The 26,131-nt window shown below is 45.3% G+C and carries 24 protein-coding genes; 12 read left to right on the forward strand and 12 right to left on the reverse strand.

The annotated features are described in order from the left end of the window. The first annotated feature begins 155 nt into the window (after positions 1 to 155). The 6 genes from DW938_RS07135 to DW938_RS07160 all read left to right on the forward strand — a co-directional run bounded on the left by DW938_RS07135 (position 156) and on the right by DW938_RS07160 (position 7,122). On the forward strand, positions 156 to 599 hold the full coding sequence (locus DW938_RS07135) for a MarR family transcriptional regulator (protein WP_118124338.1): 444 nt from the start codon (positions 156 to 158) through the stop codon (positions 597 to 599). Between the two features lie 20 nt (positions 600 to 619). Beyond that, positions 620 to 3,151 (forward strand): AMP-binding protein, encoded by a 2,532-nt coding sequence (locus DW938_RS07140; RefSeq protein WP_118124339.1) that lies wholly within the window; start codon positions 620 to 622, stop codon positions 3,149 to 3,151. A 291-nt stretch (positions 3,152 to 3,442) separates the two neighbouring features. Beyond that, positions 3,443 to 4,153: an amino acid ABC transporter permease gene (locus tag DW938_RS07145; RefSeq protein WP_041337372.1), complete on the forward strand. Its 711-nt coding sequence runs from the start codon at positions 3,443 to 3,445 to the stop codon at positions 4,151 to 4,153. A gap of 11 nt (positions 4,154 to 4,164) precedes the next feature. Next, on the forward strand, positions 4,165 to 4,926 hold the full coding sequence (locus tag DW938_RS07150; RefSeq protein WP_046439464.1) for an amino acid ABC transporter ATP-binding protein: 762 nt from the start codon (positions 4,165 to 4,167) through the stop codon (positions 4,924 to 4,926). 206 nt (positions 4,927 to 5,132) lie between these two features. Next, complete coding sequence (locus tag DW938_RS07155; RefSeq protein ID WP_118124340.1) at positions 5,133 to 6,005, forward strand: NPXTG-anchored protein; 873 nt, start codon at positions 5,133 to 5,135, stop codon at positions 6,003 to 6,005. A gap of 250 nt (positions 6,006 to 6,255) precedes the next feature. Next, positions 6,256 to 7,122: a hypothetical protein gene (locus DW938_RS07160; protein WP_118124341.1), complete on the forward strand. Its 867-nt coding sequence runs from the start codon at positions 6,256 to 6,258 to the stop codon at positions 7,120 to 7,122. A gap of 47 nt (positions 7,123 to 7,169) precedes the next feature. On the opposite strand, the gene DW938_RS07165 is transcribed toward DW938_RS07160, so the two are convergent. The 9 genes from DW938_RS07165 to DW938_RS07205 all read right to left on the reverse strand — a co-directional run bounded on the left by DW938_RS07165 (position 7,170) and on the right by DW938_RS07205 (position 13,348). Further along, positions 7,170 to 7,664: a hypothetical protein gene (locus DW938_RS07165; protein WP_147342366.1), complete on the reverse strand. Its 495-nt coding sequence runs from the start codon at positions 7,662 to 7,664 to the stop codon at positions 7,170 to 7,172. A gap of 60 nt (positions 7,665 to 7,724) precedes the next feature. Further along, positions 7,725 to 9,248 carry an NAD(P)H-hydrate dehydratase gene (locus tag DW938_RS07170; protein WP_242992437.1) on the reverse strand — a complete coding sequence of 508 codons (1,524 nt, stop codon included), beginning with the start codon at positions 9,246 to 9,248 and terminating at the stop codon, positions 7,725 to 7,727. Next, entirely contained in the window at positions 9,241 to 9,624 is a 384-nt protein-coding gene (gene acpS, locus DW938_RS07175; protein ID WP_118124343.1) for a holo-ACP synthase, read from the reverse strand. Before acpS ends, DW938_RS07170 begins: the two co-directional genes overlap by 8 nt. A gap of 2 nt (positions 9,625 to 9,626) precedes the next feature. Then, positions 9,627 to 10,133 (reverse strand): DUF6106 family protein, encoded by a 507-nt coding sequence (locus DW938_RS07180; protein ID WP_118124344.1) that lies wholly within the window; start codon positions 10,131 to 10,133, stop codon positions 9,627 to 9,629. Positions 10,134 to 10,147: 14 nt separating this feature from the next. Beyond that, positions 10,148 to 10,774, reverse strand: a complete 627-nt coding sequence (locus DW938_RS07185; RefSeq protein WP_118124345.1) for an SH3 domain-containing protein — start codon at positions 10,772 to 10,774, stop codon at positions 10,148 to 10,150. Positions 10,775 to 10,807: 33 nt separating this feature from the next. Then, complete coding sequence (locus tag DW938_RS07190; protein WP_117938890.1) at positions 10,808 to 11,602, reverse strand: amidohydrolase family protein; 795 nt, start codon at positions 11,600 to 11,602, stop codon at positions 10,808 to 10,810. Between the two features lie 104 nt (positions 11,603 to 11,706). Beyond that, complete coding sequence (locus DW938_RS07195) at positions 11,707 to 12,048, reverse strand: ArsC/Spx/MgsR family protein (RefSeq protein WP_022287732.1); 342 nt, start codon at positions 12,046 to 12,048, stop codon at positions 11,707 to 11,709. Continuing rightward, on the reverse strand, positions 12,045 to 12,506 hold the full coding sequence (gene dtd, locus DW938_RS07200; RefSeq protein ID WP_118124346.1) for a D-aminoacyl-tRNA deacylase: 462 nt from the start codon (positions 12,504 to 12,506) through the stop codon (positions 12,045 to 12,047). Before dtd ends, DW938_RS07195 begins: the two co-directional genes overlap by 4 nt. Next, positions 12,506 to 13,348: an aldose 1-epimerase family protein gene (locus DW938_RS07205; RefSeq protein ID WP_117938887.1), complete on the reverse strand. Its 843-nt coding sequence runs from the start codon at positions 13,346 to 13,348 to the stop codon at positions 12,506 to 12,508. Before DW938_RS07205 ends, dtd begins: the two co-directional genes overlap by 1 nt. 355 nt (positions 13,349 to 13,703) lie before the next feature. On the opposite strand from DW938_RS07205, the gene DW938_RS07210 reads away from it, so the two are divergent. The 3 genes from DW938_RS07210 (at position 13,704) to DW938_RS07220 (ending at position 19,681) form a co-directional block, all read left to right on the forward strand. After that, positions 13,704 to 15,230: a MoxR family ATPase gene (locus DW938_RS07210; RefSeq protein ID WP_118124347.1), complete on the forward strand. Its 1,527-nt coding sequence runs from the start codon at positions 13,704 to 13,706 to the stop codon at positions 15,228 to 15,230. A gap of 207 nt (positions 15,231 to 15,437) precedes the next feature. Continuing rightward, entirely contained in the window at positions 15,438 to 18,416 is a 2,979-nt protein-coding gene (locus tag DW938_RS07215) for an acyl-CoA dehydratase activase-related protein (RefSeq protein ID WP_118124348.1), read from the forward strand. Then, positions 18,416 to 19,681, forward strand: a complete 1,266-nt coding sequence (locus tag DW938_RS07220; RefSeq protein WP_022287727.1) for a 2-hydroxyacyl-CoA dehydratase — start codon at positions 18,416 to 18,418, stop codon at positions 19,679 to 19,681. The genes DW938_RS07215 and DW938_RS07220 overlap by 1 nt, the downstream gene beginning before the upstream one ends. 61 nt (positions 19,682 to 19,742) lie before the next feature. On the opposite strand, the gene DW938_RS07225 is transcribed toward DW938_RS07220, so the two are convergent. From DW938_RS07225 to DW938_RS07235, 3 genes are read right to left on the reverse strand one after another with little or no spacing between them, the layout of a single operon-like run. After that, positions 19,743 to 21,218: a hypothetical protein gene (locus tag DW938_RS07225; protein WP_118124349.1), complete on the reverse strand. Its 1,476-nt coding sequence runs from the start codon at positions 21,216 to 21,218 to the stop codon at positions 19,743 to 19,745. After that, complete coding sequence (locus DW938_RS07230; protein ID WP_118124350.1) at positions 21,199 to 22,113, reverse strand: ABC transporter ATP-binding protein; 915 nt, start codon at positions 22,111 to 22,113, stop codon at positions 21,199 to 21,201. The genes DW938_RS07225 and DW938_RS07230 overlap by 20 nt, the downstream gene beginning before the upstream one ends. Beyond that, positions 22,110 to 22,487 (reverse strand): GntR family transcriptional regulator, encoded by a 378-nt coding sequence (locus tag DW938_RS07235; RefSeq protein WP_046439432.1) that lies wholly within the window; start codon positions 22,485 to 22,487, stop codon positions 22,110 to 22,112. Before DW938_RS07235 ends, DW938_RS07230 begins: the two co-directional genes overlap by 4 nt. A 366-nt stretch (positions 22,488 to 22,853) precedes the next feature. On the opposite strand from DW938_RS07235, the gene DW938_RS07240 reads away from it, so the two are divergent. From DW938_RS07240 to DW938_RS07250, 3 genes are all read left to right on the forward strand, one after another. Beyond that, a complete protein-coding gene (locus DW938_RS07240; RefSeq protein ID WP_181984387.1) occupies positions 22,854 to 23,852 on the forward strand; it encodes an aldolase catalytic domain-containing protein in 999 nt (332 codons plus the stop codon). Between the two features lie 176 nt (positions 23,853 to 24,028). Beyond that, the gene (locus DW938_RS07245) at positions 24,029 to 24,589 is read left to right on the forward strand and encodes an RNA polymerase sigma factor (protein ID WP_118124351.1); all 561 of its coding nucleotides are present in this window, start codon (positions 24,029 to 24,031) and stop codon (positions 24,587 to 24,589) included. Next, complete coding sequence (locus tag DW938_RS07250) at positions 24,586 to 26,082, forward strand: hypothetical protein (RefSeq protein WP_118124352.1); 1,497 nt, start codon at positions 24,586 to 24,588, stop codon at positions 26,080 to 26,082. Before DW938_RS07245 ends, DW938_RS07250 begins: the two co-directional genes overlap by 4 nt. Positions 26,083 to 26,131: the final 49 nt, after the last annotated feature.

Here is a 26,131-nt window from a genome sequence, read left to right on the forward strand (position 1 = left end):
GTTTTCGCCTATCGAATTTCTTAATAATAGTGTCCAATATGATTGACAAACCTACAATTTGTACCAGAACAAGCCATGCACTTGACAAATTCATCAACAGGGTGTATAATCAACAGTGTTGACAATCAACCGCCTTGACATTTGGAGGAATAACAATGAACGATAAAACAGCCCAGCGTTTTGGAGAAGTTTTCAGACGATTTTTTGAAACAGGATATATGGACGACCTTGCAGAGCTTTTTCAGGGCGAAAGCAAAGTGATAGTCTATCTTAGCACAGCCGAGGGCATAGTCTACCCCTCAGACATAAGCCGTGACCTTATGATATCACGCCAGCGTGTGACCTCTGTTCTCAGCACAATGGAGAAAAAAGGCTTTGTCAGCCTTGTGCGTGACCCTGAGGATAAACGCCGTGTGCAGGTGAAACTGCTTCCAAATGGGGAAAAAACTATAGAGGAAAAGCGACAGCGTCTTGAAAAATATTTCAGCGTGTTCGTTGACGCATTGGGTGAGGAAAATCTCAAAAACCTCCTTGACAGCTCCGAAAAAGCTGTTGCGGCACTTGAACATACAATGAAAGGCAGCTCTCAGAAAGTCTGAGGTGCGGAAAGGAAACTGCTATGAACATTTATAACGAATTTAGAAAAACGGCAATAAACCGCTATAGCAAGACCGCTCTCGTGATGATGAACGACGAGGGTGAAACAAAGGAATATACATTCGGACAAACTTTGCAGCAGGCTGATGTTTTTTGCAGCCGTCTTAAAGCCATGGGTGTTGTGGCAGGGGATAGGGTCTGTATCGCCTCTGAGGGCAGACCTGAGTGGAATATCGCATTTCTCGCCTGTGCAAAGCTAAATGCCACAGCCGTCCTTCTGGATTATTCACTTCCTGCGGCAGAGCTTGTCGCACTGGTGAAAAAGTCACAGCCCGTGTGCGTTGTCGCTTCTCAAAAGGCGGCAAAGAAGCTTACAAGCGTGAAAAATATCCCCGTTCTCGATATCCAAAACCAGCTTGACAGACTTGACGGTTCAGGGGAAAATATACTCCGCCAAGGTGAAGTAGGCGACCCTGATATCGCAGTGATAATCTTTTCAAGCGGTACGACAAGGACAGCCTCAGGCATCATGCACACCCACGATTCTCAGATAAATTCCTGCAAAATGGTCTGCCAGTGCAACGGCATAACCGATAACGAACGCTATCTCGGAATCCTGCCAAACAGCCATATCTACGGACTTTTCGCACAGGTCTTAGCCCCTCTCCTCACAGGTGGAACAGTGTGCTTTATAGAGTCTCTCTCCGCAAAGGGTCTTTCCGCAGGCTTCCAAAACTTCAAGCCTACAGTTTTCCCGGGCGTGCCAAAGGTCTATGAGCTTTTGAAAACTCAGATAATGCAGCAGATCAACGGGGGCAAGGTATCTTCAGCACTTTTCAAGAAAATGTTTCCTGTTGCACTTCATCAGCGTAAGATCTACGGCATAAACAGCGGCAAAAAGATCTTCGCAAAGATACACAAAGCCTTGGGCGGCGAACTTAGATTTCTCTGCTCCGCAGGCTCGCCAATGTCAAAGGATACATTTGATTTCTTCTATGGCACAGGCTTTAATATTGTGAACAACTACGGCGCGACTGAAACGAGCATACCAACTATCGGCACATATGGCAAGCACGTCTATGCTGACACCTGCGGCAAGGCGTACCCCGATATAAAAGTGAAGATAGACCGCAGCGGCGAACTTCTTATAAAGTCACCTTACATGATGATAGGCTACTATGGTGACAAAAAGTCCACTGATGAAGCTTTCACTTCTGACGGCTGGTTCAAGTCAGGCGACCTTGCAAAGTTCGATAAGCATAAAAATATCGTTATTCTCGGCAGATGTAAAGAAAATATCGTACTATCCACAGGCAAAAAAGCCGCCCCTGACGATATCGAGCAGGTTTATAGGGGCATCGAGAGCGTTGACGAGCTTGTAGTCTGCGGAGTGCCTGCGAAAGAGGGAAGCTATGACGAGGTGCACGCCTTTGTGGTCTGTGCTGAGGATAAGCGTGAGCAGACGGAAGAAAAGCTAAAAGAGATAAGCTCCTCCGCAGGGCAGGCAATGAAACTCAGCGGCATACATTTTGTGGATTCTATACCAAGAACGGCTATCGGCAAGCCAAAGCGTTATCTGCTGAAGAAAATGGTCATGGAGGATAACCTTGACAGCCTTAATAAGCAGGCAGAAAAGAGTATCGACCCGTCGGATATCCCGTCAATGGTGAGAAACGCCGTGGCAAAAATAGCACACGTTCAGCCGAATGAAGTCAAGCTCAGTACAAAATTTTTGCAGGAGTTCACCATAGACTCCCTCTCAGCTATCGAGCTTGCATTGGAGATAGAGGAGTTCAGTGGTGTGCGTGTTGACGGCTGTATGGATAAGAACATGACAGTGGGCAAGCTTATCTCCCTCGTTCAAAACCCAAACCGTATAAAGCCGCAAACAGTGAAATCAATGCTCTATCCACTGGATAAGAAAAAGATAGACTATCGTATTTACCGCTTTTACAGAAATCTTGTGACAGCCTTCTACGAAGTCAAGGTCGCAAACGAGGAAAATCTACCTGATAAGGACGGTTATATAATCTGTGCAAATCACGTTTCAAACTTCGATTTTATCTTCCTCACCCTGAATTTCAGATACGAGCGTTTTGCAAAATTCTGCTGTATGGCGAAAAAAGAGCTTTTCAACGGCAGTTTAGCCAGCCGACTTATTGTAAGAGTAGGCGGTATGGTGCCTGTTGACAGAGGCGGAAGAGTGGACGAAACAATGGCGGCTCTGCGTAAAAAGCTTGGTCAGAAATGGGGTGTGCTGGTTCACCCGGAGGGTACAAGAAGCAAAACCGGTGAAATGGGCAAGTTCAAAAGCGGTGCAGCCGTCCTTGCTATCGAAGCCAATGTACCTATAGTACCAGCCTACATCAAAGGCGGACACGAGATATTCCCGCCAGACAGAAAGCTCCCAAGGCTTTTCAACTGGAAAAGGCTGAGCAAATATAAAGTAAAAGTCGTTTACGGTGAGCCTATTTATCCTAATGGCGAAACCCCTGAAGAGCTTATGGCGAAAGTCCGTGATTCTGTGCTTGCCTTGAAAAACAAAGAGAACTGATTTAAAGTGAGGAGTGAGGAATGACAAATGAGGAATGAGGAATGAGGAATTAGCATAGCTGTAGTTTGAGATACTCCAAGAGGTAAGTTAATAAGAATGTTGGTGAGTTAATTGTGCGAACGCAGTTCGCAATAAAAAAATCATCGCCGCAGGCGATACCTTCATTCCTCATTCCTCACTCCTCACTCCTCACTCTTTCCGTTTGACAAGTCGCAAAATATGTAGTATAATGTATTAATACGCTGATACGGTGACGTGTTATCGTAATATTTTGTTAAGGAATGAATATTTATGACTTTTGAGGAAGTAAAAAAGGTCACGGAGATCCTGCTGGAGTTCCTGCCTAATACCCTAAAGCTTTTCGCATGGACCATCGTGCTATCCATACCTGTGGGAGTGCTTGTGACAATGCTGAAAAAATGCCGCTTCAAGCCTATCTCGTGGCTGACAAATCTATATATACTTGTCATGCGTGGCACACCGCTCATGCTTCAGATAATCGCTATCTACTATGCAGTGCCGCTTATTATCGCAAGTGCTGCAAAGCAGGGCAAAACAGGCGGTGTATATGACGTGCTTACCAATATAAAAAACAACGAGAACTATATGTTTATCGCCCTTGTTACGGCATTTGTCCTTAACTATGCGGCGTATTTCGCAGAGATATTCAGAGGCGGTATCGAGGCTATCCCAAAGGGACAGTATGAAGCGGCTTCAATGCTCGGCATGACGAAAATGCAGACATTTTTTAGAATAATCCTGCCCCAGGTCACAAAGCGTGTTATCCCTGCCACATCGAATGAGGTCATCGTCCTTGTAAAGGATACCTCTCTTGCAAACGTCATCGCATTTGCCGAGATAACAATGAAAGCCAAACAGCAGATGAACCTGTATAGCTCAATAACACCGCTTTTTATCGCAGGCGCATTCTATTTTGTACTCAACGCTATCGTGACGGTGGCATTTGCCGTTATAGAAAAGAAATTCGACTATTATAAATAAGGAGAACTCATATGGCTATTCTTGAAGTGAAAAATATTTCTAAAAGCTTTGACAGCCTTAGGGTGCTCAAAGATATTTCTTTTAATGTTGAGGTGGGCGAGGTAGTCGCAATAATAGGTCCGTCAGGAAGCGGTAAATCAACGCTTCTGCGCTGTATAAACCAGCTTGAAAAAGCAGACGGCGGAGAGATAAACGTTGACGGTGTGAATATGTTCCATACAGAAAATGGCAAGGCGGTGTATGCGCCCTCTAAGACCCTCAGGGATATCCGCCTGAAAATAGGTCTTGTGTTCCAGAATTTTAATCTGTTTCCTCACTTTTCTGTAAATCAGAATATAATGGAAGCCCCTCTCCATGTCCTTAAACAGCCAAAAGCCGAGGCAAAAGCCAACTGTGAGGAGCTTCTGAAAAAAATGGGACTTGAGACTAAAGGCAAGTCTTATCCCTGCGAGCTTTCAGGCGGTCAGCAGCAGCGTGTATCTATTGCAAGAGCATTGGCTTTGAAACCGCAGATACTTTTCTTTGACGAGCCGACCTCCGCACTTGACCCTGAACTTACAGGAGAGATATTAAAGGTAATAAAAGAGCTTGCAAAAGAGAAAATGACCATGGTCATCGTCACCCATGAAATGGCATTCGCCCGTGATGTGGCAAACCATGTTATTTTTATGGACGATGGTTATATCGTGGAGGAGGGTACTCCGGAGGAAGTTTTCGGTCAGACCCAGAACGAAAGAACAAAGCAGTTCTTGCAGAGATTCAATGACAGATAGGACTGACAATTGTTGTAAAAAGCAAAAAATGATAACGTTTTCTGTGATTAATGCACAAAAGAAGTGTGACAATATTGTTAGAAATTTCAACACTTTTTGGAATAAAAAACGTGAAAACCCCTTGATTTTAGGGAGAAAGTCTGCTATAATAAGACTAGAATTGAATGACAATTCATAAAACTATATTCATATGGAGGAGATTAACGATGAAAATTTCTAAGATTCTCGCTGGTATGTCAGCAGCAGCTATCGTAGCTTCTATGGCAATGATCCCAGCATCAGCAGCAGGCACAAAGCTCAACGTAAGCGATGACCTTCTTGCAATCGGCAGACAGTCACAGGATGACCTTTTTGCAATTTTCTTCAGAGGCGATGAGTCTGAGGGCAACGTAGTTAAGGACGGTATCACTGATATCACAGCTGTTTACGGTGCATCTTTCACTATCAAGGTTGACAACAACGACTGGAACACGATCGGCGGCGGCGGATCCATCAACTTCAACGACACAAAGAACGGCTGGAACGCTAAGGATTGGGCTGGCGGCTCTTGGGTTGAAGATGATAAGCCAAAGGACACACTCTGCTACACAACAGACGAGGAAGGTACATACGTTCTTGAATACAAGGGCGATACACCTCTCTTTGACGCAGCTGACGATGAGGAAAAGGGTTATGCAGCAGTTGGTATCAACAACTGGGCAGCTGACCTCAAGGGCATCGACGTTGTAGGCGTTAAGGTTCTTGGCGCTGACGGCAATGCTATCTACGAGGCTGGTTCTAACAAGGACAAGAAGGAAGTTCAGAAGAAGCCAGTAGCTGAGGAGTCAAGCTCTAAAACTGATTCAACAGCTTCAGGCACAGATTCTAAGACTGACTCCAAGAAGGACGATTCTAAGACATCTTCTGCAGCAGCTACTTCAACAGCAGCTACATCTTCAAAGGCTGGCACAACAAGCACAGCAGCTACTTCTTCAGCAGCAGCTTCTGACAACGTAGCAGCTACAGGCGCAACAGCTGGTCTTGCACTCGCTGGCGTAGCACTTGCTGGTGCAGCTATCGTTATCTCTAAGAGAAAGTAATCTCTCACAGATAACACACTTGAATAAGTGAATTTATACAGAGCTTTCTGTCATTCGGGAAGCTCTGTTTTTTTGTTCGTTTGTGTAACCTGCACTAATTTGTAAACGATTTCTGTGCAAAACATATGAAATCATGCGCTTAAATTGTGCAAATAGTATATTGAAAATATGTGACAATTGTGTTATAATACAAAAGTAAATATAGGTCAGGCTATGTGTATAGCATGACGATTAAACGGAGGTTATTAAAATGAAAAAGTTTTTAGCTTGCGCTCTTGCACTTACACTTACAAGTGCTATGTTCGCTTCTTGCGGCAGCTCTGATGATTCTTCATCAAAGGCTGAGGCAAAAACTACTACAACAACTACAGCTGCTACAACAACAGAGGCTACTACAACAACAGCCGCTCCTGAGTCAACAGCTGATTCAACAGCCGCTTCCGGCACAGAGTCTGAGGGTGAGGCTGCAAAGGATATTTCCGAAATGCCAGCTACTCTGAAGAACTATGAGGAGGCTTCTGTATATTTCAAGAAGGATATGGACGTTGCTTCTATCGTTGAACCTTTCGCTGAGAAGGATTACGAGAACGATGAGTCTCATGTAAATCTCTCTATTGAGGAACTTGCAGGTGTTCCAATGCTCAAGGTCGAGGTTCTCGATCAGGATAATGGCAACTACAAGATCCCTAAGATCAAGTTCCACATGGAGAAGTTCTTTGAGGGTCACGAGGCTGATCTTGAGAAGATCTTCACAATTAAGGCTGACGTAGTTACAAAGGCAGTTGGCGAGTTCACTGGTGACGATGGAGTTTCTTCACTTGTTCCTGGTAACTTCATGGGCGCATTCGTTACACAGCCTACAACAGGTGAAGGCGAAAACAGCTGGAACGACCTCTATGACTTCGGCGAGGCTGAGTGGACATCTGAGTGGGGTTCCTATGAGCTTACAATGAGACCTGGTATCAAGGACGGTGCTACATTTGTAAACTCAACTGAACCACAGTATGTTTCACTTATGAGATGGGGCATTCCAAACCAGGCTGATTTCTACATTGCTGACCTCAGATTTGAGGACGAAGACGGTAACGTTATCGCTTGCGCAAACTTTGGTAAATAATTCATTTCCATACATAAGAAAGGTGCAGATTTTCTCTGCACCTTTTTTTATGTGAATTTTACGCTTACCTCCCCTGATATCTCCAAGCTTTTTACCTTTCCGCCATTGATTTTAGCCGAAAAATCCTGCCCTTTTATCTGACCCGTGGCGGTGATTTCTCCCTTGTCATTTTTGAGATACGTCACGCCTTTCTGCGAAATAAGCTTGTCAAGCACAGCGGCAGTCATTGTGACAGCGGAGCTTTCGGGTATGTTCCCTCGGTCAGTTTCGTAGGTCAAACCCTTGTATTCAAGCCGTGCGCTTTCTCCTGAGCAGGTTATCACCATACCGCTGACAGTTTCTGGCGCAGTTATCTCACACTCCCACATATCTGCGCCCCCACGGGTGAAGCTTGCGACGTATTCCGTGCCGTCAATGGTGAACTCAGCCGGGGTCTTGTAATCCTCTGCCAGCTTTACGGGTTTGACTTCGCTGCTTTCACCACATGAGCATAAGCCCATTACCGCCAAAATCGTTAGAAAAAATGCCTTTGTTCTTTTCATTTTGCCCTCCATTAAAAAAGACCCTCTTCATAAGAAGAAGGTCTTTGTTTTTAGTACAGCCTAGTCGGCATTTTCAAGGTCATACAAAAATCGTGGCAAAGCGTCAATAACATCTCTTGCAATGATTCCACGCTCAGATTTTTTGTATCCTGCAAGTAGTGCCGTCGAGCCAAGTGTGAACGACCCAAGTGCCGCCGCATCGAGAGCGTTGCACCCCTGAGCTACATAGGATGAAACAATGCCTGCAAGCATATCCCCTGAGCCACCCTTTGCAAGAGCAGTTGTGCCTTCGGTGCAAAGATAAACTTTTCCACAGCCCACCGCAAAGGTGTCAGCTGACTTCGCAAGCATCGTCACTCCATATTTTTCCGACAGCCTATATGCAAACCCAAGTCTGTCCGACATGACCTCGCCCACAGTCACGCCACAAAGCCTTGCAAGCTCCGCAGGGTGAGGGGTGAGGATAACTGTACTTTTCTTCTTCAACAGTACATCTATATTCGGACAAAGTGAATTTATTCCGTCAGCGTCCAAAACTATGGGTACCTCCGCTTTTTCAATAAGCTCCGCCACAAGCTTCTCTGTCTGAGCCGTATGACCAAGCCCACAGCCTATCAGCAAACAGCTTGCCTTTTCACACTTTTTCAGTATCGTCTCCGCATTTTCAGCCACCATAAAGCCGTCCTTGTCGGTTTTCATTGCCGAGTATGTACATTCATACATACCAGCCGACAGGGAGTTGACTACGCTTTTTGCAGTGCAAAGCTCAAAAAGCCCCACGCCTGTTCGCATTGCCGCCATTGCTGAAAGCCCTGCCGCACCTATATAGCTCTCCGAGCCTGCCACGCTCACCACCTTGCCGAACGTCCCCTTGTGTCCGTCAGCAGGTCTAAAAGGCAGTGCCGCCCTTGCTTTTACCACGTCAAAAGGCGTTATAACAGGGTATAAGGTATTCTCGCAACGCTCGTCAATACCAATATCTTTTACCAGAATTTCACCGCAAAAGTCCACCGCAGGCTGTAAATAAAGACCCAGCTTGCCACGATGAAAGGTCACTGTCACGTCAGCCTTGAACGACAGCTTGTCAGCCTGACCGTTTCGTGCATTGACTCCCGACGGCAGGTCGCAGGCTATCTTCATGCCTTCACATTTTTCACAAGCTCTGAACACTGGCAGGATATTTTCACGCAAACTGCCATGAAAACCCGTTCCGAAAATGCAGTCCACAAGCACGTCTGCACCCTCGATAAAATCCAGCGCATTTTCAGCTTTCAGCACCTCTACGCTCTTATCAAGCCTAGCAAACGCCGCCGAGGAGAGGTCAGTGTCAGGCTCACCGCAGCATAGGACCACTGCAGGCTTGAGGCCTTGTTCCGCAAGTAAATTTGCCGCCACAAGTCCGTCACCGCCATTGTTTCCCTTGCCAATAAGAAGCACTATCTTTGATGACGCAGACGAGTTGCTCGCAATGACCTCCGCAAGCTGTGCCGCCGCATTGTCCATGAGCTGAGCAAGGCTCACGCCATATTTTTCAGCCTCATGCTCGCAAAATGTCATTTGCTCCACTGTCAATATCCTATCCATTTTTATCCTCCTTTTCATAAGCTATCACCACTGCCGAAGCGATATCCTTGATGTGAGAAAGTGACACCGCAAAGGTCAGCCCCCTCTTTTCAGCCGCCAAAAGCGCATTCCCTGTAAGCTCCAGATAAGGACAACCAAGCTCGTCACGCAAGCATGACACCTCGTTCAAGGCGAAGCCCTCCACCCCAGTGCCTAAAGCCTTTGCGAAGCTTTCCTTAGCCGCCCAATTCGCCGCCATGGATTCGTATGGGTTTTTCTTCTGTGAAAAAAGGGTCAGCTCCTTTTCGGAGTAAACCCTTTCACAGAAACGTCGGCTCTGACAGCTTTTTTTTATGCGTTCGATCTCAATAAGATCAGTTCCGACAAATATTCTCATTTTTATTTCCTCAGTGTTCTCGGAAGCACAGGCTTTATAAGTGCCAGCATATCGTCATCAGGTGTGAAGATAACAGTTGTAAGCCCGAGATTTTTGTGGTTGAATGTTATGTAGTAGTCTGTAAGGCTATCGTCACAAGCGCAGGCAAGGACCTGTGTTGCGCCCTCTGGCACAGAGAAATTCTCGTCAGCAATGCCGAAATCTGTCGCACTGCCGCAACGGAATGTGATAAGGCGCTTTCTTGAACGCTGAGCCGTTATCTTGTCAACGTCTATTTCTCCGTTTGTGAAAATGTATTCATACTCCACATCGAGTTTTGTTGTAAGATAATAACCGCCATAAAGTGCGGCGGCGGCAAGAAAAATGCCTATTACAGAAAACTGCGTGCCGAAAGGGAAGATAAAGCACAGTGCGGCAAGTGCCACACTTGCTATCATGATGAAAATTTTCTGTATCTTATCGTTCTTTGTGGGGATCTTGCGAACTATCTGTTCCTTGAAGCTGTCCATTATTTGTCCTCCGTTTATTCAGTGCCGCTGAGAAGCTCTTTCATTACCCAGCCGCTTTTATTGTTATATTTTACATATACCCATATGTTTCCGTCACCGTCTGTTCTCTCGCCATAGCCGTTTATAGTCTTGCCGTCAGGTATCTTTTCTATCACGTCATATTTCTTTGACGGACCGTATCTGAGATTAAGATAAGAGGTGTCTGACTTTACAAGAAATGGGATAGAATCAGGGTATTTCACATCATCGCCCAAAGGGAAAAGTGCGTCCTTTTTGAACTTTGTGGTGGTGGTCTTTTTAGTCGCCTTTGTTTCAGCGGCAGTGGTTGTGGTCGTGGTGGTCGTTCTCTTTGTTGCCGTTGCGATTATGTCAGGGTCGTAGCCCTCGTCAATGCTCACGTCGGGGTTTTCAAGTGTACCTGCCGTCACAGAAGTGGTGGTGGTGTAGCCCTCGTAATCCTCATCGTCCTCATCATAATCGTCGCCCATTGTGGCGGTCTTTGTGGTCTCTATAACTCTCTGGGCGGCAGTACCCGTGGTGGTCTCCGTTTCGGAGGAGCTTTCTGGAAGCATTGCCCCACATGACGCAAGCCCGAAAACCGCAGAACAAGCCAGCACAGCCGCAAGCAGTTTTGATCTCATTTTTTATATCCTCTTTTCAGAATTTACACAATTTTATTTTAAGCCAAGAAGTCTTTCTGCGTTGCCGCCGAGAATTTTATCTTTGTTATCCTCGGAAATGTTCAAGCGCAGTATCTTTTCTTTTATAAGGTAGGAACTGTCCCAAGGGCAGTCGCTTGCAAAAAGTATCCTGTCAGCCCCATGCTTTTCAACGATAGCCTGCATAAGCTCGTCAGGACACATACTTGTGAAAGCGGTGTCAAAATAAACTTCACCGTCAACTCCTGCCAAAACGTCACGCACCTGCTCCCACATCATGTTTGCACCAAGATGTGCAAGAATGACCTTGAGCTTAGGGTGCTTTTTTATCATGTTCAGCGCCCTCTCAGGTGTGGAGTGGATAAGGTCAGGGGAAACGCAGTCATAGCCCGAATGGAAAATAACAGGCAGGTCAGCTTTCTCAATGGCGTCATATATCTTGTCCATGCGCTCATCATCTATCATAAAGCCCTGATAATCAGGGTGAAGCTTTATGCCGTGAAGTCCAAGCTCCTTTATGTGGGCTATCTCCTGCTCATAGTCCTCAGCGTCAGGGTGTATTCCACCGAAGCTTATAAATCTTCCGCCGTCCTGTTGGGCACACCAATCGTTTATAACTCTCTGCTGAGCAGGCTTTGTCGCCACTGACAGCAGCACGCCCTTGTCAATGCCCCATTCGTCAAAACGCTGTATGGTTTCCTCTGCAGTGCCTCTTGTGAAAGGGGTTATGCCGCTTTGAGCCTGAAGCTTTTCAACAGCCTTTTCCGCTACCTTTGGATTAAAGGCATGAACGTGAAAATCAATTACCATTTAAAACATCTCTTTCTGAAAATACTTTTCCATATGGTATTATACCACAAATTCAAGCCTCTTTCAACGAATATCGGCAATTTTCACAGTATTTTCATCTAGGGCTATTCCCAGCTTTTCCACACCTCGGGGCAGAAGCCTACTGTGGCTTTCTTGCCGTTTCTTACGATAGGTGCGGCAAAAAGCTCGGGATAGTCAAGAAGCTTTTCTATCTTTTCCTCGGTGCTTCCAAGATATTTTATGAGCATTGCCTGCTCTCCCTTTGCCTTTGGGTCGATAAGCTTGTCAATATCCCCAACAGCCGCAAGCACTGAGTTAAGTTCGCCCTTGCTAAGACCCTTTGTAGGCAGGTCAACAGATTGGAACTTTATTCCACGCTCTTTGAAATAACGCTCAGCCTTTTTTGTGTCAAAGGATTTTGACTTGCCGAATATCTGTATGTTCATGGGATTATCTCTCCGTTTCTGCATTCAAGAATGATAGTGAAAGGACCGTCATTGAGCAGTGAAACTTTCATGTCTGCACCGAAAACGCCCTTTTCTACCTTACCCGAAATTTTATCGTTACAGACCTTGCAGAAGTATTCATAAAGTCTGTTGGCTTCATCAGGCTTGCCTGCATAGATAAATGACGGGCGGTTGCCGTGGTGACAATCTGCATAAAGGGTGAACTGTGAAACGCAAAGAATATCTCCGCCAACATCATTTATAGAAAGATTTGTCTTGTCGTTCTCGTCAGCGAAAATGCGAAGCTTTGATATCTTGTCTGCAAGCTTGTCGCAGTCAGCCTCAGTGTCCTCCTGACCTACTCCGAAAAGTATCAGAAAGCCCTTTCCTATCTCGCCTGTGACCTTGCCCTCGACCTCAACTTTTGCACTTGTGACCCTCTGTATTACCGCTCTCATCAGCCCACCTCCACGGTGTAGCTGTAGGTGTAAACAGCTTCAGGTGCAAGCTTGATAGCGTGAGGCTTGTTTTCGATATCCTCAAAAGCGTCGTCCTCGTAAACAGGCACGCTAGTCCAAGGCTCAAGGCAGATAAACTGAGCGTCAGGGTTGCCTGTGGAAGTCCATACGGCAATGCAGTCAGAGTGTGGGAATGACAGCTTTACGAAACCGCCGTCAGACTTTTTCAGGGTGACAGCCTTTGAAGCAGGGTGGTCTTTCATGATAACGTCATAGTCGAAAAGCTCTCTTGTGAGAGTGATAGTCTTTTCACCGTCAAGGATAGTCCTCTCGCCGTTTGGGATAGGCTGAACGATATGCTCGTTTTTCTCGTACTCAACTGTGCATTTGCCACCTTGAATATCGCAGATAAAAGCAGGGTGACCGCCGAGATAGAAGTACATAGCCTTTTCATCAGTGTTTTTTACTGTGTTTGTGACGGTGACTTTTGAACCTTTTATGGAGTAGGTGACTTCAAGCTCGAAGTGATATGGGTATTGAGCAAGTGTCACGTCATTGTCTTTGAGGGTAAAGCTCAGTGAATTTTTTGTGCTGCCAGCGTATGTAAATTCGCTGTCACGGGCGAAGCCGTGGTTTGCAGCCATGTGATATTCCTGACCGCCTGCCTTGTAGGTGCGGTCTTTAGGGGAACAGATGAACGGGAAGAGAATAGGAGCGTAGCGTTTCCAAGCGTCACCACATTGCCAGAGATATTCTTTGCCGTTCATTTTGATAGAGTGAAGCTCAGCACCGAAAGTGTCGGCTGAGATAGATAGTTTATCATTTTTTATTTCATAAAGCATAGATCAGACCTCCGAGAGAAAAATTTTATACCTTATTATTATAGCACATTGTTTGGGAGATGTCAAAACCAAGTGAGCAGTGAGGTTATGAGGTCGGCTGGGGCATGGGCGAAAACGTTTGAAAAAAACTTAAAAGTCTGTTGAAAATTCTGTTCTGATATCAATATTTTAACAGTTAAATTTTATGACTTTGATACAGAATAACTAAAATATTTTCAATTGTTTGTGTAAGCTGACAAAACTTGTGATGACTATTGACTTTAATTTGGAGATAGTCTATAATAAAATGGTAAGATTATTTAATTGTGCAGTGCTTTTTGTTCACAGCTTCAGACTGCACTGAGGAGAAATGACTATGAATATTAAAGACGCAAAACAACAGATACTTAATGCAATACAAGCCTATCTCATTAAAGACGAATTTGGCGATTACCGAATCAGCATAGAACATCAGAGACCTGTGTTCCTGCTTGGCGCACCTGGTATCGGTAAGACCGCTATCATGGAGCAGATAGCTCAGGAAACTGGCGTAAACCTTGTTACCTACTCGATGTCCCACCACACAAGAGAGTCTGCCCTCGGTCTGCCTGTTATTGTACATAGAAACTACACCGGTGCTGACGTGCAGATATCCGAGTACACGATGAGTGAGATCGTGGCTACTCTTTATGACACTATCGAAGCCACTGGCATCAAAGAGGGTATTCTCTTCCTCGATGAGATAAACTGCGTTTCCGAGTCCCTTGCTCCTGCAATGCTCCAGTTCTTGCAGTATAAGGTTTTCGGACTTCATCAGGTTCCTGCAGGTTGGGTAGTTGTTACAGCAGGTAACCCGCCTGAGTTCAACAAGTCTGTTTCTGAGTTCGATATCGTTACTCTCGACCGTGTTAAGAGGGTCGAGTGTCAGCCTGATTTCGGCGTTTGGAAAGAATATGCTTACTATGCAGGCGTTCACCCTGCTATCATATCATATCTTGAGCTTCACCCTGACCATTATTATATGGTGGACGCAAGCGATAAGAACAACTACCGCTTTGTTACTGCCCGTGGCTGGGAGGACCTTTCTGAAATGATGCAGCTTTATGAGGAGAGCGGTATCCTTGTTGACCACGCTCTGGCTGCTCAGTATGTACAGAACCCAGAGTTCTCAAAGGGCTTTGCTGAATATTATGACAGATTCAACTACTATCGTGAGAAATATGACGTTGACGCTATCCTCGAGGGCGGCATAACTGCTCAGAACATTGCTGACGCAAGAGCGGCAGGCACTGAGGAAGCTGTGGCTCTTATGAATCTGCTTATGGACGGCATCACATACACAATGAGAAGCTGTATCCAAATGGAGAAGATGATAAGACTTATCCACCCAAGAATGGAAGATATTCTTGTGAAGATAAACAATGGTCTTTCATGCCGTCAGATAATCAGTGAACACATCATGGACTGCAACAAGAGCCTTGACAAGGCGGTAAGAGCAAGAAACATCTCGCCGTCTAACAAGAAGATCCAGCACTGGATACTCCACAATCTGGAAGCTTATCTTGATAAGTGTACGAACGAGGGAAGAGATAACAAAAACCGCTGTACTGTTATTTTGCAGAACTCCTTCAACAATCTGCTCCATGGCGCAAACAACGTTACACAGCAGTCTATGAATGGTCTGAAATACGCTTTTGACTTTCTTGAGAATGCTTATGGCGCTGACAGCAATGTTATGAAGAAGTTTATCGAGGAGCTGAAAATAAATTGCCACACCACAAACTTCATCAAGAAGTACGGCTCAGAGCAGTTCTACAGACTTGCAGGTGAGCCTGTTCAGCAGCCTACCTACAACAATCTCTATGAACTTAATCTTACTGATTGCCTTTTAGAGCAGGAATAAGCATAGATAAAAAATGAATATTTACGGGCGAACGCATTTTGCCATACATTGTAATAGTTGCATTGTAGGGGCGAACAGTGTTCGCCCGTTTTAGCTTTATAGGTAGTTTTCAGATACATATTTGTTAATATAAAAAGCTTGTAATTTGCGAAAAAGTGTGATATAATAACTAAGAGTGTACAAACGAGAATCAGTGAGGTTTTTACTATGGGCAAGATTTATGATTTAGGCATAGACGTAGGTTCGACCACGGTCAAGACGGTAATTCTTGACGATGGCGAGTTTATTTATAACAAATATGAAAGACATTTTTCAAAGGTAAGGGAAACGGTGGCTGAGCAGCTGCGTGCTATCAGAGAGCTTTATCCTGAGGACAAGTTCAGGATAGCCATAACAGGCTCGGCAGGTCTTGGCATCGCTGAGGCAAGCGGTATCTCTTTCGTGCAGGAGGTCTTTTCTGCTTTTATCGCTGTAAACAAGAAGTATCCAAAGGCTGACGTTGTGGTTGAGCTTGGCGGTGAGGACGCTAAGATAATCTTCCTCACAGGGGGCGTTGAACAGCGTATGAACGGCTCCTGCGCAGGTGGCACAGGTGCTTTTATCGACCAGATGGCAGGACTTTTAGGCGTTACCCCTGACGAGATGAACGACCTTGCTCTTAAGGCTGAAAAGACTTATCCTATCGCTTCAAGATGTGGTGTTTTCGCAAAGTCTGATATTCAGCCGCTTCTTAATCAGGGCGCGAGAAAAGAGGACATATCTGCGTCTATCTTTCAGGCTGTTGTTGACCAGACAGTTTCGGGTCTGGCACAGGGCAGAAAGATCGGCGGTCAGGTGCTTTTCCTTGGCGGTCCGCTTACATATCTCAGTGCACTGAGAAAGGCTTTCAGGACTACTCTGAACCTTGACGAGGAACACGCTATACTTCCTGAAAATTCTTCATGCTATATGGCTTTCGGTGCGGCACTTCATGCTGACACGCTGGCGGAGGAAATGACTATAGATGAGGCTATCGACAAGATAGTGAACGCAAAGGCTACTGACAATATCGTGGTAGGCAAGCCACTGTTTGCAAGCCGTGAGGAATATAATGCTTTCGTGGAAAGACACAAGAAGTCTGATCTTAAATATGAAGACATCAGAACTTACAGGGGCGACGCTTATCTTGGCATAGACGCAGGCTCGACAACCACAAAGCTTGTGCTTATCACACCTGACGGAAAGCTTCTTTATCAGCACTACTGCTCAAACAAGGGTCAGCCGCTGGATATAATCGCTTCAAAGCTTGAGGAGATCTACAGCCTTGCTACCCCTGAGCTTAACATAAAAGCTTCTGCGGTAACAGGCTACGGTGAGGATCTTATAAAGGCAGGTCTGGGCGTTGACTATGGTATAGTTGAAACTGTTGCGCACTATAAGGCGGCGGCTTATTTCTGTCCCGACGTTGATTTTATCATCGACATCGGCGGACAGGATATAAAGTGCTTTAAGATAAAAAACAACGCTATCGACAGCATTATGCTCAACGAGGCTTGTTCATCAGGCTGTGGCTCGTTCATTCAGACTTTTGCAGGTGCAATGGGATATGACATTGCGGAGTTTGCAAGGCTCGGTCTGTTTGCAAAAGCACCTGTGGAGCTTGGTTCGAGATGTACAGTGTTCATGAACTCATCTGTAAAGCAGGCGCAAAAGGACGGAGCTTCCGTTGAGGATATCTCTGCAGGACTTTCTTCGTCTATCATCAAGAACGCAGTTTACAAGGTAATAAGAGCAAAGTCTATTGACGAGCTTGGCAAGAATATAGTCGTTCAGGGCGGAACGTTCCTTAACGACGCTGTGCTCAGGTCATTTGAAATGGAGCTTGGCAGAAACGTTATAAGACCTGCCATTGCGGGACTTATGGGTGCGTTCGGCTGTGCGCTTTTCGCAAAAGAAAAATCTCAGGGCAGGGACGGCAAGTCAGGCGTTCTTACAAAGGCACAGCTTGAAGAATTTGCTTACAATTCAAGAGCCGTTCAGTGCGGTGGCTGTGGTGCACACTGTAACCTTACTATAATAAGATTTAATGACGGCAGAAGATTTACTTCCGGAAACCGCTGTGAAAAGGGTGCAGGCATAAAGATAACCGACAGAACGGAAAACATGATAGAGTATAAGTATAACAAGATACTCTCTTATGCTGACAACAAGCCTGCAAAGCCTATTGCAAAGGTAGGTCTGCCACTTGCGCTGTCTTATTATGACCTTATGCCGTTTTTCTCAACACTGCTCACAAGCCTTGGCTTTGAGGTGGTGCTGTCTGAGGAGTCAACGAGAGATACATATTATAAGGGTCAGCAGACTATCCCGTCTGATACGGTATGTTATCCTGCAAAGCTTTGTCACGGACATATAGAGAGCCTGCTTGAAAAGGGCGTGGACTTTATATTCTATCCTTGCATGAGCTACAATGCTGACGAGGGTCAGTCGGACAATCACTATAACTGTCCTGTTGTTGCTTATTATCCTGAGCTTCTAAAGGCTAACAATGACAAGCTGAATGATGATAATTTCATCATGCCTTATCTTGATATAAACATCAAAAAGCACGTTGCAAAGGCAATGGCAAGAGCGCTTTCAAAGTATAACATCACTGCAAAGCAGGTGCTTGGAGTGCTTAACAAGGCTTATTCTGAGCAGGTGAGATACCATAGGGATATCGAGGCTAAGGCGCAGGAGATAATCGCTGAGGCAAGGGCAAAGGGTCAGAAAATAATCGTTCTGGCAGGCAGACCTTACCACATCGACCCTGAGATAAACCACGGAATACATAAACTTATCGCTTCTCTTGGCTTTGCTGTTATTACCGAGGACAGCGTGGCGATGAAAGTGGATACACCCGCACTTGACGTACTCAATCAGTGGACTTATCATTCAAGGCTTTACAGAGCGGCAGAGTATGTATGCGAGAATGATGATATGCAGCTCGTTCAGCTTGTATCCTTCGGCTGTGGTATCGACGCTGTTACAACAGACGAGGTAAGAGCTATACTTGAAGAAAAGGGCAAGCTTTACACTCAGCTAAAGATAGACGAGATAACGAATCTCGGTGCGGCTAAGATAAGACTCAGGTCTTTGGCGGCGGCACTGGAGGAAAAAGAAGCCAGCGCAAATGCTGAGAAGAAAATGGACAAGGAGGCAATGTAATGGCTGAAAAGGAGATAAAACACGCAGGCTCGGACAGAGTAAAAAGGTCTTATTTTGACAAGTCAAGACGTGAGGAATACACTATACTTATACCTGATATGCTTCCTATACACTTCAAGCTTATCATGGCGATATACAAAAAATACGGCTATAACATGGAGCTTTTGCAAAACTGCTCACGAAACGTTATAGACGAGGGACTTAAAAACACACATAATGACGCTTGCTATCCTGCACTTCTTGTTATCGGACAGTTTATGGACGCACTCAAAAGCGGCAAGTACGACCTTGAACACACGGCTCTGCTTATGTCACAGACGGGCGGCGGCTGTCGTGCTTCAAACTATATCCACCTTATAAGAAAGGCGCTGTCAACGCAGTTCCCTGAAGTGCCTGTTCTGTCGCTGAATTTCAGCGGACTTGAAAAGGACGCCTCCATAGATATCACCCCTGCAATTGCAATGAAGCTTATTTATGCTGTGCTTTACGGCGATATGCTCATGCTTTTGTACAATCAGTGCAAGCCTTACGAGATAGAGAAAAATTCTACGGACGAGCTTTTGGCAAGGTGGCAGCACAGACTTGGGAAGCTGTTTGCTACCCCGAGCAGATATATGCACACAAAGAGCATTTACAACGCTATGCTGAAAGATTTTGCGGCGCTTCCAAGGACAAAGGAGAAGAAGCCTAAGGTGGGTATCGTGGGAGAGATATACGTTAAGTATTCACCTCTTGCGAACAATCACCTTAACGACTTCCTGCTGTCTGAGGGCTGTGAGCCTAACGTGCCAGGACTGTTGGACTTCGTGCTTTACTGTGCGTCGGACGCTATCAATGACGAGAAGCTTTATGACAAGAAAACCAGCCGCACTCTTATGTACGGCATTGGTTATGATGTGCTTTACAAGTTCCAGAAGCAGCAGATAAAGGTCATCAACGAGCAGGGCATTTTCCAGCCGCCTCATGATTTTGAGCACCTTAGAAAGTGTGCTGACAAGTACATCAGTCAGGGCGTAAAAATGGGCGAGGGCTGGCTCATCACTGCCGAAATGGCGGCTCTTGCAGAAACAGGCACAAAGAACATAATCTGCACTCAGCCATTCGGCTGTCTGCCTAACCATATTGTTGCAAAGGGTATGTCAAGAACTATCAAGCAGGCTTATCCGGACGCTAATATAGTTGCAATCGACTATGACCCGGGTGCGACAAAGGTCAATCAGGAGAACCGTATCAAGCTTATGCTTGCTAATGCGGTCATGGATTAATAGAAAAGTTTACCCCCTCGGAGCTTGGCTCGGAGGGGGTTGTTTTGTGCAAAAAGCAGGCTTAATAATTGTAGCTTTTCTGTCCATGTATCTGTTCGGGTGCGATAAAGCTCAGGGCTTTAAGTTTCTCGGTGACTTTATCCGCCTCGGCTTTTGATACGTTGAAATCAAAGTCGATATAGTCGATATCATCGTTGTTATATATATCGTCTGTATCGTAAGTCCTTATTATTATGCTTACTATATTTACTTGGTTCTGTGTTCTTTTAAAGTGGTGTATATAGTCGCTGATACTCTTTTTGCGGCTGTCAAAGGCGCTGTTGTAGATATCTATTATCTGCATGGTCTCGTCTTTTGTGAGGGTGTTTTTGTCCTGCGGATTTTGGTGGCTTGAAATATAGGAAGCTGTTATGTCATCTGTTGTTGTGTTCAACGCCCACACATGATTGTATTCAGTAAGCTTTGCTCCATCTATCTTGCCTGTAAAGCCATTGCAGAAGTATGCCAGAATGTTCACTCCGAAAATGATTACCATATACACTGCGAAAATGCCTACCCATTTCACAAAGTGGATTATTGTAAGCTTGCTGTTTGATGATAGTATTCTCACAAGGAGATAGCCCAAGAGAAGTGCTGGAATAAGTATCAGGTTGCTTGTGTCGGAGAGGACGTAGGTCGTTACAGTGACTACGGCTAGGATAAGGATAATTTCACGATAGGCACTGAATACGAACGGCTTGCCCGTATCCTTGCCGTCACGCTTTTTGTAGAGGAAATACAAAGGCGTGATAAGCAGTGCCGAGAAAATTGTGCTTCCAATGAGAAGAAGCAGAACTTTTGTGGAGTATCCAAATTCCATAAGGTGGGCAGGGAATGCGCTCCATGCAGGACAATAGGTAACGAAATTTTCAATATCGTATGGGTACTGTACTGTAAATGGACTAATTGTGGAATAGTATATGCAAGCAGGGAGAGCCGCTTCGCAGGCTATTATTATCACGGCTGTGTATATCATCTCCGCCAATCTGCCACAGCATATCATGCACAAAAGCACTGCAAGTATCACAAATAGGCTTGTGGAAAGCTGTGTGAACATCAGCACTGCGGAATATCTTGCTACCATGTACAAGGTGATATCCGTTGTGAGGAATATGGCAATAAACTGAATGATGTTCCAGAATATGACCGGCAGGATATGCAGTTTCAGCAGGGTGAGGAGCTTTGAGAAGAAGCGTTCTTTTGCACTGGCTGGGAGAGAATACGCAAGGTCTGCGTGGGGCTTGCTGTAAAGCTCATGGAAAAGGGTAAAAACTGTGAACACTGCACACAACGCTATCGCCACAGAGCCTGCCTGGGCAAGACCATAGCCTGTGTAACTGTTCGTCACGCTTTCGCTATAGTAGGTGATGAACTTTCGCATCGACATCTGCATGATGAAGTTTATGAACAGCACAAGGTTTGTGATGACAAAAAGCAGCTTGTTTACCTTGAAATCACGGCTTGATGCGGCAATTATCCTATTCTTCGCTGTTTGCATATCCATGCACCTCCATTTCGTATATGAAGATCTCCTCGAGGGTGAGGGGGACAAGCTCCAGAACGGCAGGTGAGAGAGCAGAAAGCTTTGCGGTGATATCCGCTTTTTCGCCCTTTGCCACCACGGTGGAAACTCTTCCGAGGTTTCTGAAACTGAGCACTTCGACGCCTGCGTTTTCTATGGCGGAGCGGTCAAGCTCGCCCTCAGGCAAGGCTATCTGCACCTTTTCAAAGCCCTCTCTTACATCATCGATATCCTTGGCAAAAATGACTTCGCCTTTGTGCAGGAGCATTGCTTTGTCGCAAAGCTCGCCTATCTCGGTGATATTGTGGGAGGACACCACAAGGGTCGCACCACGGTCGAAAATATCGTCAACTATCATTGTGCGGATAAGCTTTCGCATGGCAGGGTCAAGGCCGTCAAAAGCCTCGTCAAGGAGGATATACTTTGTTCGGCAGGCAAGTGCAGCCGCAACGATAGCCTGTCTTTTCATGCCCTTTGAAAACTGGGACAGCGGTTTCTTCCGTGGCAGGTCAAGTTTTGAGATAAGGTCATCGAACACCTTGTCGTCAAAGGTCGGGTAGCTGCTTTGGTAAAAGCTTTTCAGGTCATTCACTGTCAGTCTTGAAAACTGCACCGTTTCGTCGCTCACAAAGAAGATGTTCTCTTTAGCCTGCGGCCGGTCATAGACCTCTGTTTTGTTAATGGTGACGCTGCCGCTGTCGGGGCGGTAGATCCCGCTTATAACACGCAGCAGGGTGGATTTGCCTGCTCCGTTCGAGCCTACAAAGCCGTATATGCAGCCCTCGGGGATATCCAGGGTGACGGCTTTCAGTGCCTCGTGATCTTCGTCTGCGTTTTTGAATGTAAGTGACAGGTCTTTTATTTCTATCATTCTTTGTCACTCCTTTCTTTCTGTTCCTCCGCCAGTTCTTCAAGGACGGAGGTAAGCGATCCAAGGCTTATGCCTGCCTGCATTGCGGCGGCGGCATGGAGCTTAAATTCCTCCAGTAATTTTTTCTCTATAGAGCCTTTCTGCTTTGCCACAAAGCAGCCTTTTCCTGCCACGGAATAGATTATTTCGTCATGCTCAAGTCTGCTATAGGCTTTGGCGACTGTGTTTGGATTCAGACCCAGTTCCTTTGCCAACATTCTTGAGCTTGGCAGCTTATCGTTTTCTTTCAGCACGCCTTTTGATATAAGGCTTGAGAACTGGCTGCATATCTGTTCGTAGATAGGTGCTCTTCCTGTAAGATCAAGCGTTATCACCTTGAATACCTCCTTTCGATTTTGTTGTTTCGTTTCATTTGTTCTGCTGTACTAACTGTATTATCTGTTGTAGTACACTTAGAGTATACAACTATAAGTCTGATTTGTCAAGGAGCGTGGATATTTTTCAGTACTTATCACAATACTGCGTCGTTTTGATAGTTGGAAATGTACAAAAGTTCAGGCTTTGGGGAGAGAAATATTATTAAAATGTAAAAAATGTGTTTAAAGGGCTTTGGGACTATTGACAGGGATGAAAAATAGTGCTATACTTTAATACATAAAAGCTTAAAAGCATAAAATCTTTAAAGCGATGAACTTATACAGACATGGTAAGGGTCTGCTTTTGGAAAGGAAGTAATCACAATGGCAAATCAGGCAAAGACAATAAATCAGAAAGGTGACCTTATGTCATATCGTCCTGATATAAAGCTTCTGGACGCAACTATCCGTGACGGAGGACTTGTAAATAATTTTGGATTTTCAGACGAGTTTGTAAAAGAACTCTATAAAACTAACATAAAATCAGGCGTTGAATACATGGAGTTCGGTTACAAGGCTTCCGAGGAGCTTTTTGACGTCAAGGGGTTTGGCAAGTGGAAGTTCTGCGACGAGGAGGATATCAGAGCTATCGTTGGCGAGAATGACAGCCCGCTGAAGCTTTCTGTTATGGCTGATGTTGGCAGATGTGACTTCAAGAAGGATATCCTGCCAAAGAGCGAGAGCGTTATCGACATGATAAGGATCGCAACGTATACTCATCAGATGCCTGGTGCGCTGGAGATGATAAACTACTGCCACGATATGGGCTATGAAACTACTATCAACATCATGGCTGTTTCTGCGAGCCGTGAGGACGATATCGCACAGGCTCTTGACCTTGTGGCAAAAAGCCCTGTTGACGTTATCTATCTTGTTGACAGCTACGGCTCACTTTTCCCTGAGCAGGTGAGAAGACTTACTGCGCAGTATTGCGAGGTGGCTGAGGCTAGTGGCAAAAAGGTGGGCGTTCATATGCACAACAACCAACAGCTCGCTTTTGCAAACACTATCGAGAGCATTTCTCACGGCGCAAGCTTTGCGGACGCTACAATGAGCGGAATGGGCAGAGGTGCAGGAAACTGCTTCATGGAGCAGATGCTCAGCTTCCTGAGAAACCCTAACTACAAGCTTACTCCTACACTGAAATTTGTTGAAAAGTACGTTGCTGAGGAGAGGGCAAAGGGTTCACAGTGGGGCTATGACGTGCCTTATATGCTCACAGGTGCGCTCAACCGCCACCCTCGTGCGGCTATCGCTTTCCTGAAAGACAACAGAACAGACTACAACGAATTGTACATGGATCTTCTTAACGAGTTGTCATAAAATCATTCTTCATATAAACGGCGTTTCCATAGTGATGTGGGACGTCGTTTTTGTGTTGCAAAATTTTTTATCTTATGTTATAATTATTTTGCGTTTTCATAAAACCTTTCGGCGGATATCTCGTCATTATAGGTGAAAGGACTTTCAATGAAGTATATTGTATAGGGGGGCGGAAAATGGAGGACAGCAAGATAATCGAGCTTTATGAAAACAGAGATCAGCAGGCTATCTCACAATCGGATATAAAATACGGCGGATACTGTTATTCTGTGGGCTACAATATTCTTGGAGTCAGGGAGGACACGGAGGAGTGCGTGAACGAAACTTGGCTCAGGGCATGGAACTCCATTCCGCCACAGAAACCCAGAATGCTGTCGGCATTTTTTGGGCGGATAACAAGAAATATCGCATTTGACAGATATCGTGCGTCAAAGGCCGCAAAGCGTGGAAAAGGTGAGATAGCGGCGGTCCTGGAGGAGCTTGACGAGTGCATACCTGACAATGACACCACCGAGAGTCTTTGCGACGGCAGACATCTTGAGGGGCTTATAAACGAATTTCTTGGCGAGTTGCAGGAGAGAGACAGAAATATATTTCTCCAGCGATATTGGTTTGCAACGCCTATAAAAGAGATATCAAAAAAGTATGCTATGAACCTGAACACAGTTAAGGCGAGCCTTTTCAGAAGCAGAAATAAGTTAAAGGCTTTGCTTGAAAAGGAGGGAGTTCTTTTATGAAAACAACAGGAGAGGATATTTTCAAGGCTTTGGAAAATGCTGACGAGCATTACATTGAAGAATGCAGACAGAGCGGCAGCGGCATAAAGATAAAAACCATATGGACAAAGTGGGCGGCAGTTGCAGCCTGCGGTGTTTTCGCTGCAGCGACGGGTGTTATGATGTTTGCAGGCAGGTCGGACAGAGAGATAAAAGTAAGTTCGGCATCGGGAAATGAGCAGGCACAGGACTATGCCGATGATGATGGAACTGATCTTGCAACAACGGAGATCGGGTTGGTGACGCCGTGGGAGTATCTGTCTATGGGTGCAAAGTATGATTTTGTGGAATATAACGGCGTGAAGTACAGCTCAATGGGCGTTATAGATGAAAGCTATCTTGATGAAAAGCTTACAGCCCAGACCCTTGAAACAACAAATTATGAAACAAACAAAAAGGAAACAACAAAAGCGGATATTTATTCAATAAAAGATTTGTCATCAAGTTTTTATCTGGCAGTAAAATTTGATGACGGCACTTTGGCGTGGTATGGGGTGTTCAACGATACGCCGTCTGATTTTGACGCTATAGTGAAGAATATGAACCTTTGCAAGACCGCAAAGATCAGGACAGTATATAATGATATTGGACTGGGCAAGCTGAGAACATATTCTGATGTTGACATTGCAGGACTTCTTGACCTGCTCAAGGACGAAAACGGCGTTTTCACTGCCGAGCCTGTTGATGACGGATCGGAAACCTCTGAGGGGGAAACACCAATTGATTTTTCCACCACTGAAGATGATGAGTGGTATGTTTCAAACGGCATAACAGCGTATTTCAATATTGATATGCTTGGCACAGAAGGTCAGATATACTTCACTCACGATGGCAGGATGTATTTTGATGCAAATCTAGGATATACAGAAAAATACAATATTAGCAGTGAAAAGGTCACAGAGATAGAAAAATGGCTCAATGAGAACTGCGAATACACTGACGAAAAGAAAAACGCTGAGGTCGCTGGCGATGTTGATCCTAGTGAGAAAGCTGTGACTTCTGTCGCCAAGGACGATCCTGATATGGCTGACAAAGTTGATATTGGATATATCGACTATTTTGAGGACGTTGGGGACAATACCTTTACAACAAAGGACGGCAGGCTCACGGCGAAATACTCCTATGAGGTAAGCGGAGGCGAGTTCATAAGCCATATTACCTACACAAACAACTGGGACAAGGACATGGCGCTTGACTTCACGACTGACCAGTATATCACCACAGAGGACAGTAAGGGCAATTCCACGAGCTATGGCGAAAATGGCGACAGAAACACCATGAACACTTTGCTCAAAGCCGGAGAGAGCTACACGTATGACTACAAGACGGATATTGGTGCCGACTATGTGAAAGGCACAGCAAAGATAACGCTTATCGCAAACACTGCAAGCGATAAAAACTGCAATGGAGTAAACTATGTGACGCTAAAAGATATAGAGATAGATTTTCAGTAATGAAATAGTTTAATGTGTAGTGGAGAACTGAGTTTTTTCGATAAAAAGA

The sequence above is a fragment of the Ruminococcus sp. AM43-6 genome (genome assembly GCF_003461785.1).
GTDB lineage: Bacteria > Bacillota > Clostridia > Oscillospirales > Ruminococcaceae > Hominimerdicola > Hominimerdicola aceti.

Coding starts and splice junctions, on each gene's coding strand:
- DW938_RS07135 (WP_118124338.1), top strand. CDS start 156: ATGAACGATAAAACAGCCCAGCGTTTTGGAGAAGTTTTCAGACGATTT.
- DW938_RS07140 (WP_118124339.1), top strand. CDS start 620: ATGAACATTTATAACGAATTTAGAAAAACGGCAATAAACCGCTATAGC.
- DW938_RS07145 (WP_041337372.1), top strand. CDS start 3,443: ATGACTTTTGAGGAAGTAAAAAAGGTCACGGAGATCCTGCTGGAGTTC.
- DW938_RS07150 (WP_046439464.1), top strand. CDS start 4,165: ATGGCTATTCTTGAAGTGAAAAATATTTCTAAAAGCTTTGACAGCCTT.
- DW938_RS07155 (WP_118124340.1), top strand. CDS start 5,133: ATGAAAATTTCTAAGATTCTCGCTGGTATGTCAGCAGCAGCTATCGTA.
- DW938_RS07160 (WP_118124341.1), top strand. CDS start 6,256: ATGAAAAAGTTTTTAGCTTGCGCTCTTGCACTTACACTTACAAGTGCT.
- DW938_RS07165 (WP_147342366.1), bottom strand. CDS start 7,664: ATGAAAAGAACAAAGGCATTTTTTCTAACGATTTTGGCGGTAATGGGC.
- DW938_RS07170 (WP_242992437.1), bottom strand. CDS start 9,248: ATGGATAGGATATTGACAGTGGAGCAAATGACATTTTGCGAGCATGAG.
- acpS (WP_118124343.1), bottom strand. CDS start 9,624: ATGAGAATATTTGTCGGAACTGATCTTATTGAGATCGAACGCATAAAA.
- DW938_RS07180 (WP_118124344.1), bottom strand. CDS start 10,133: ATGGACAGCTTCAAGGAACAGATAGTTCGCAAGATCCCCACAAAGAAC.
- DW938_RS07185 (WP_118124345.1), bottom strand. CDS start 10,774: ATGAGATCAAAACTGCTTGCGGCTGTGCTGGCTTGTTCTGCGGTTTTC.
- DW938_RS07190 (WP_117938890.1), bottom strand. CDS start 11,602: ATGGTAATTGATTTTCACGTTCATGCCTTTAATCCAAAGGTAGCGGAA.
- DW938_RS07195 (WP_022287732.1), bottom strand. CDS start 12,048: ATGAACATACAGATATTCGGCAAGTCAAAATCCTTTGACACAAAAAAG.
- dtd (WP_118124346.1), bottom strand. CDS start 12,506: ATGAGAGCGGTAATACAGAGGGTCACAAGTGCAAAAGTTGAGGTCGAG.
- DW938_RS07205 (WP_117938887.1), bottom strand. CDS start 13,348: ATGCTTTATGAAATAAAAAATGATAAACTATCTATCTCAGCCGACACT.
- DW938_RS07210 (WP_118124347.1), top strand. CDS start 13,704: ATGAATATTAAAGACGCAAAACAACAGATACTTAATGCAATACAAGCC.
- DW938_RS07215 (WP_118124348.1), top strand. CDS start 15,438: ATGGGCAAGATTTATGATTTAGGCATAGACGTAGGTTCGACCACGGTC.
- DW938_RS07220 (WP_022287727.1), top strand. CDS start 18,416: ATGGCTGAAAAGGAGATAAAACACGCAGGCTCGGACAGAGTAAAAAGG.
- DW938_RS07225 (WP_118124349.1), bottom strand. CDS start 21,218: ATGCAAACAGCGAAGAATAGGATAATTGCCGCATCAAGCCGTGATTTC.
- DW938_RS07230 (WP_118124350.1), bottom strand. CDS start 22,113: ATGATAGAAATAAAAGACCTGTCACTTACATTCAAAAACGCAGACGAA.
- DW938_RS07240 (WP_181984387.1), top strand. CDS start 22,854: ATGGCAAATCAGGCAAAGACAATAAATCAGAAAGGTGACCTTATGTCA.
- DW938_RS07245 (WP_118124351.1), top strand. CDS start 24,029: ATGGAGGACAGCAAGATAATCGAGCTTTATGAAAACAGAGATCAGCAG.
- DW938_RS07250 (WP_118124352.1), top strand. CDS start 24,586: ATGAAAACAACAGGAGAGGATATTTTCAAGGCTTTGGAAAATGCTGAC.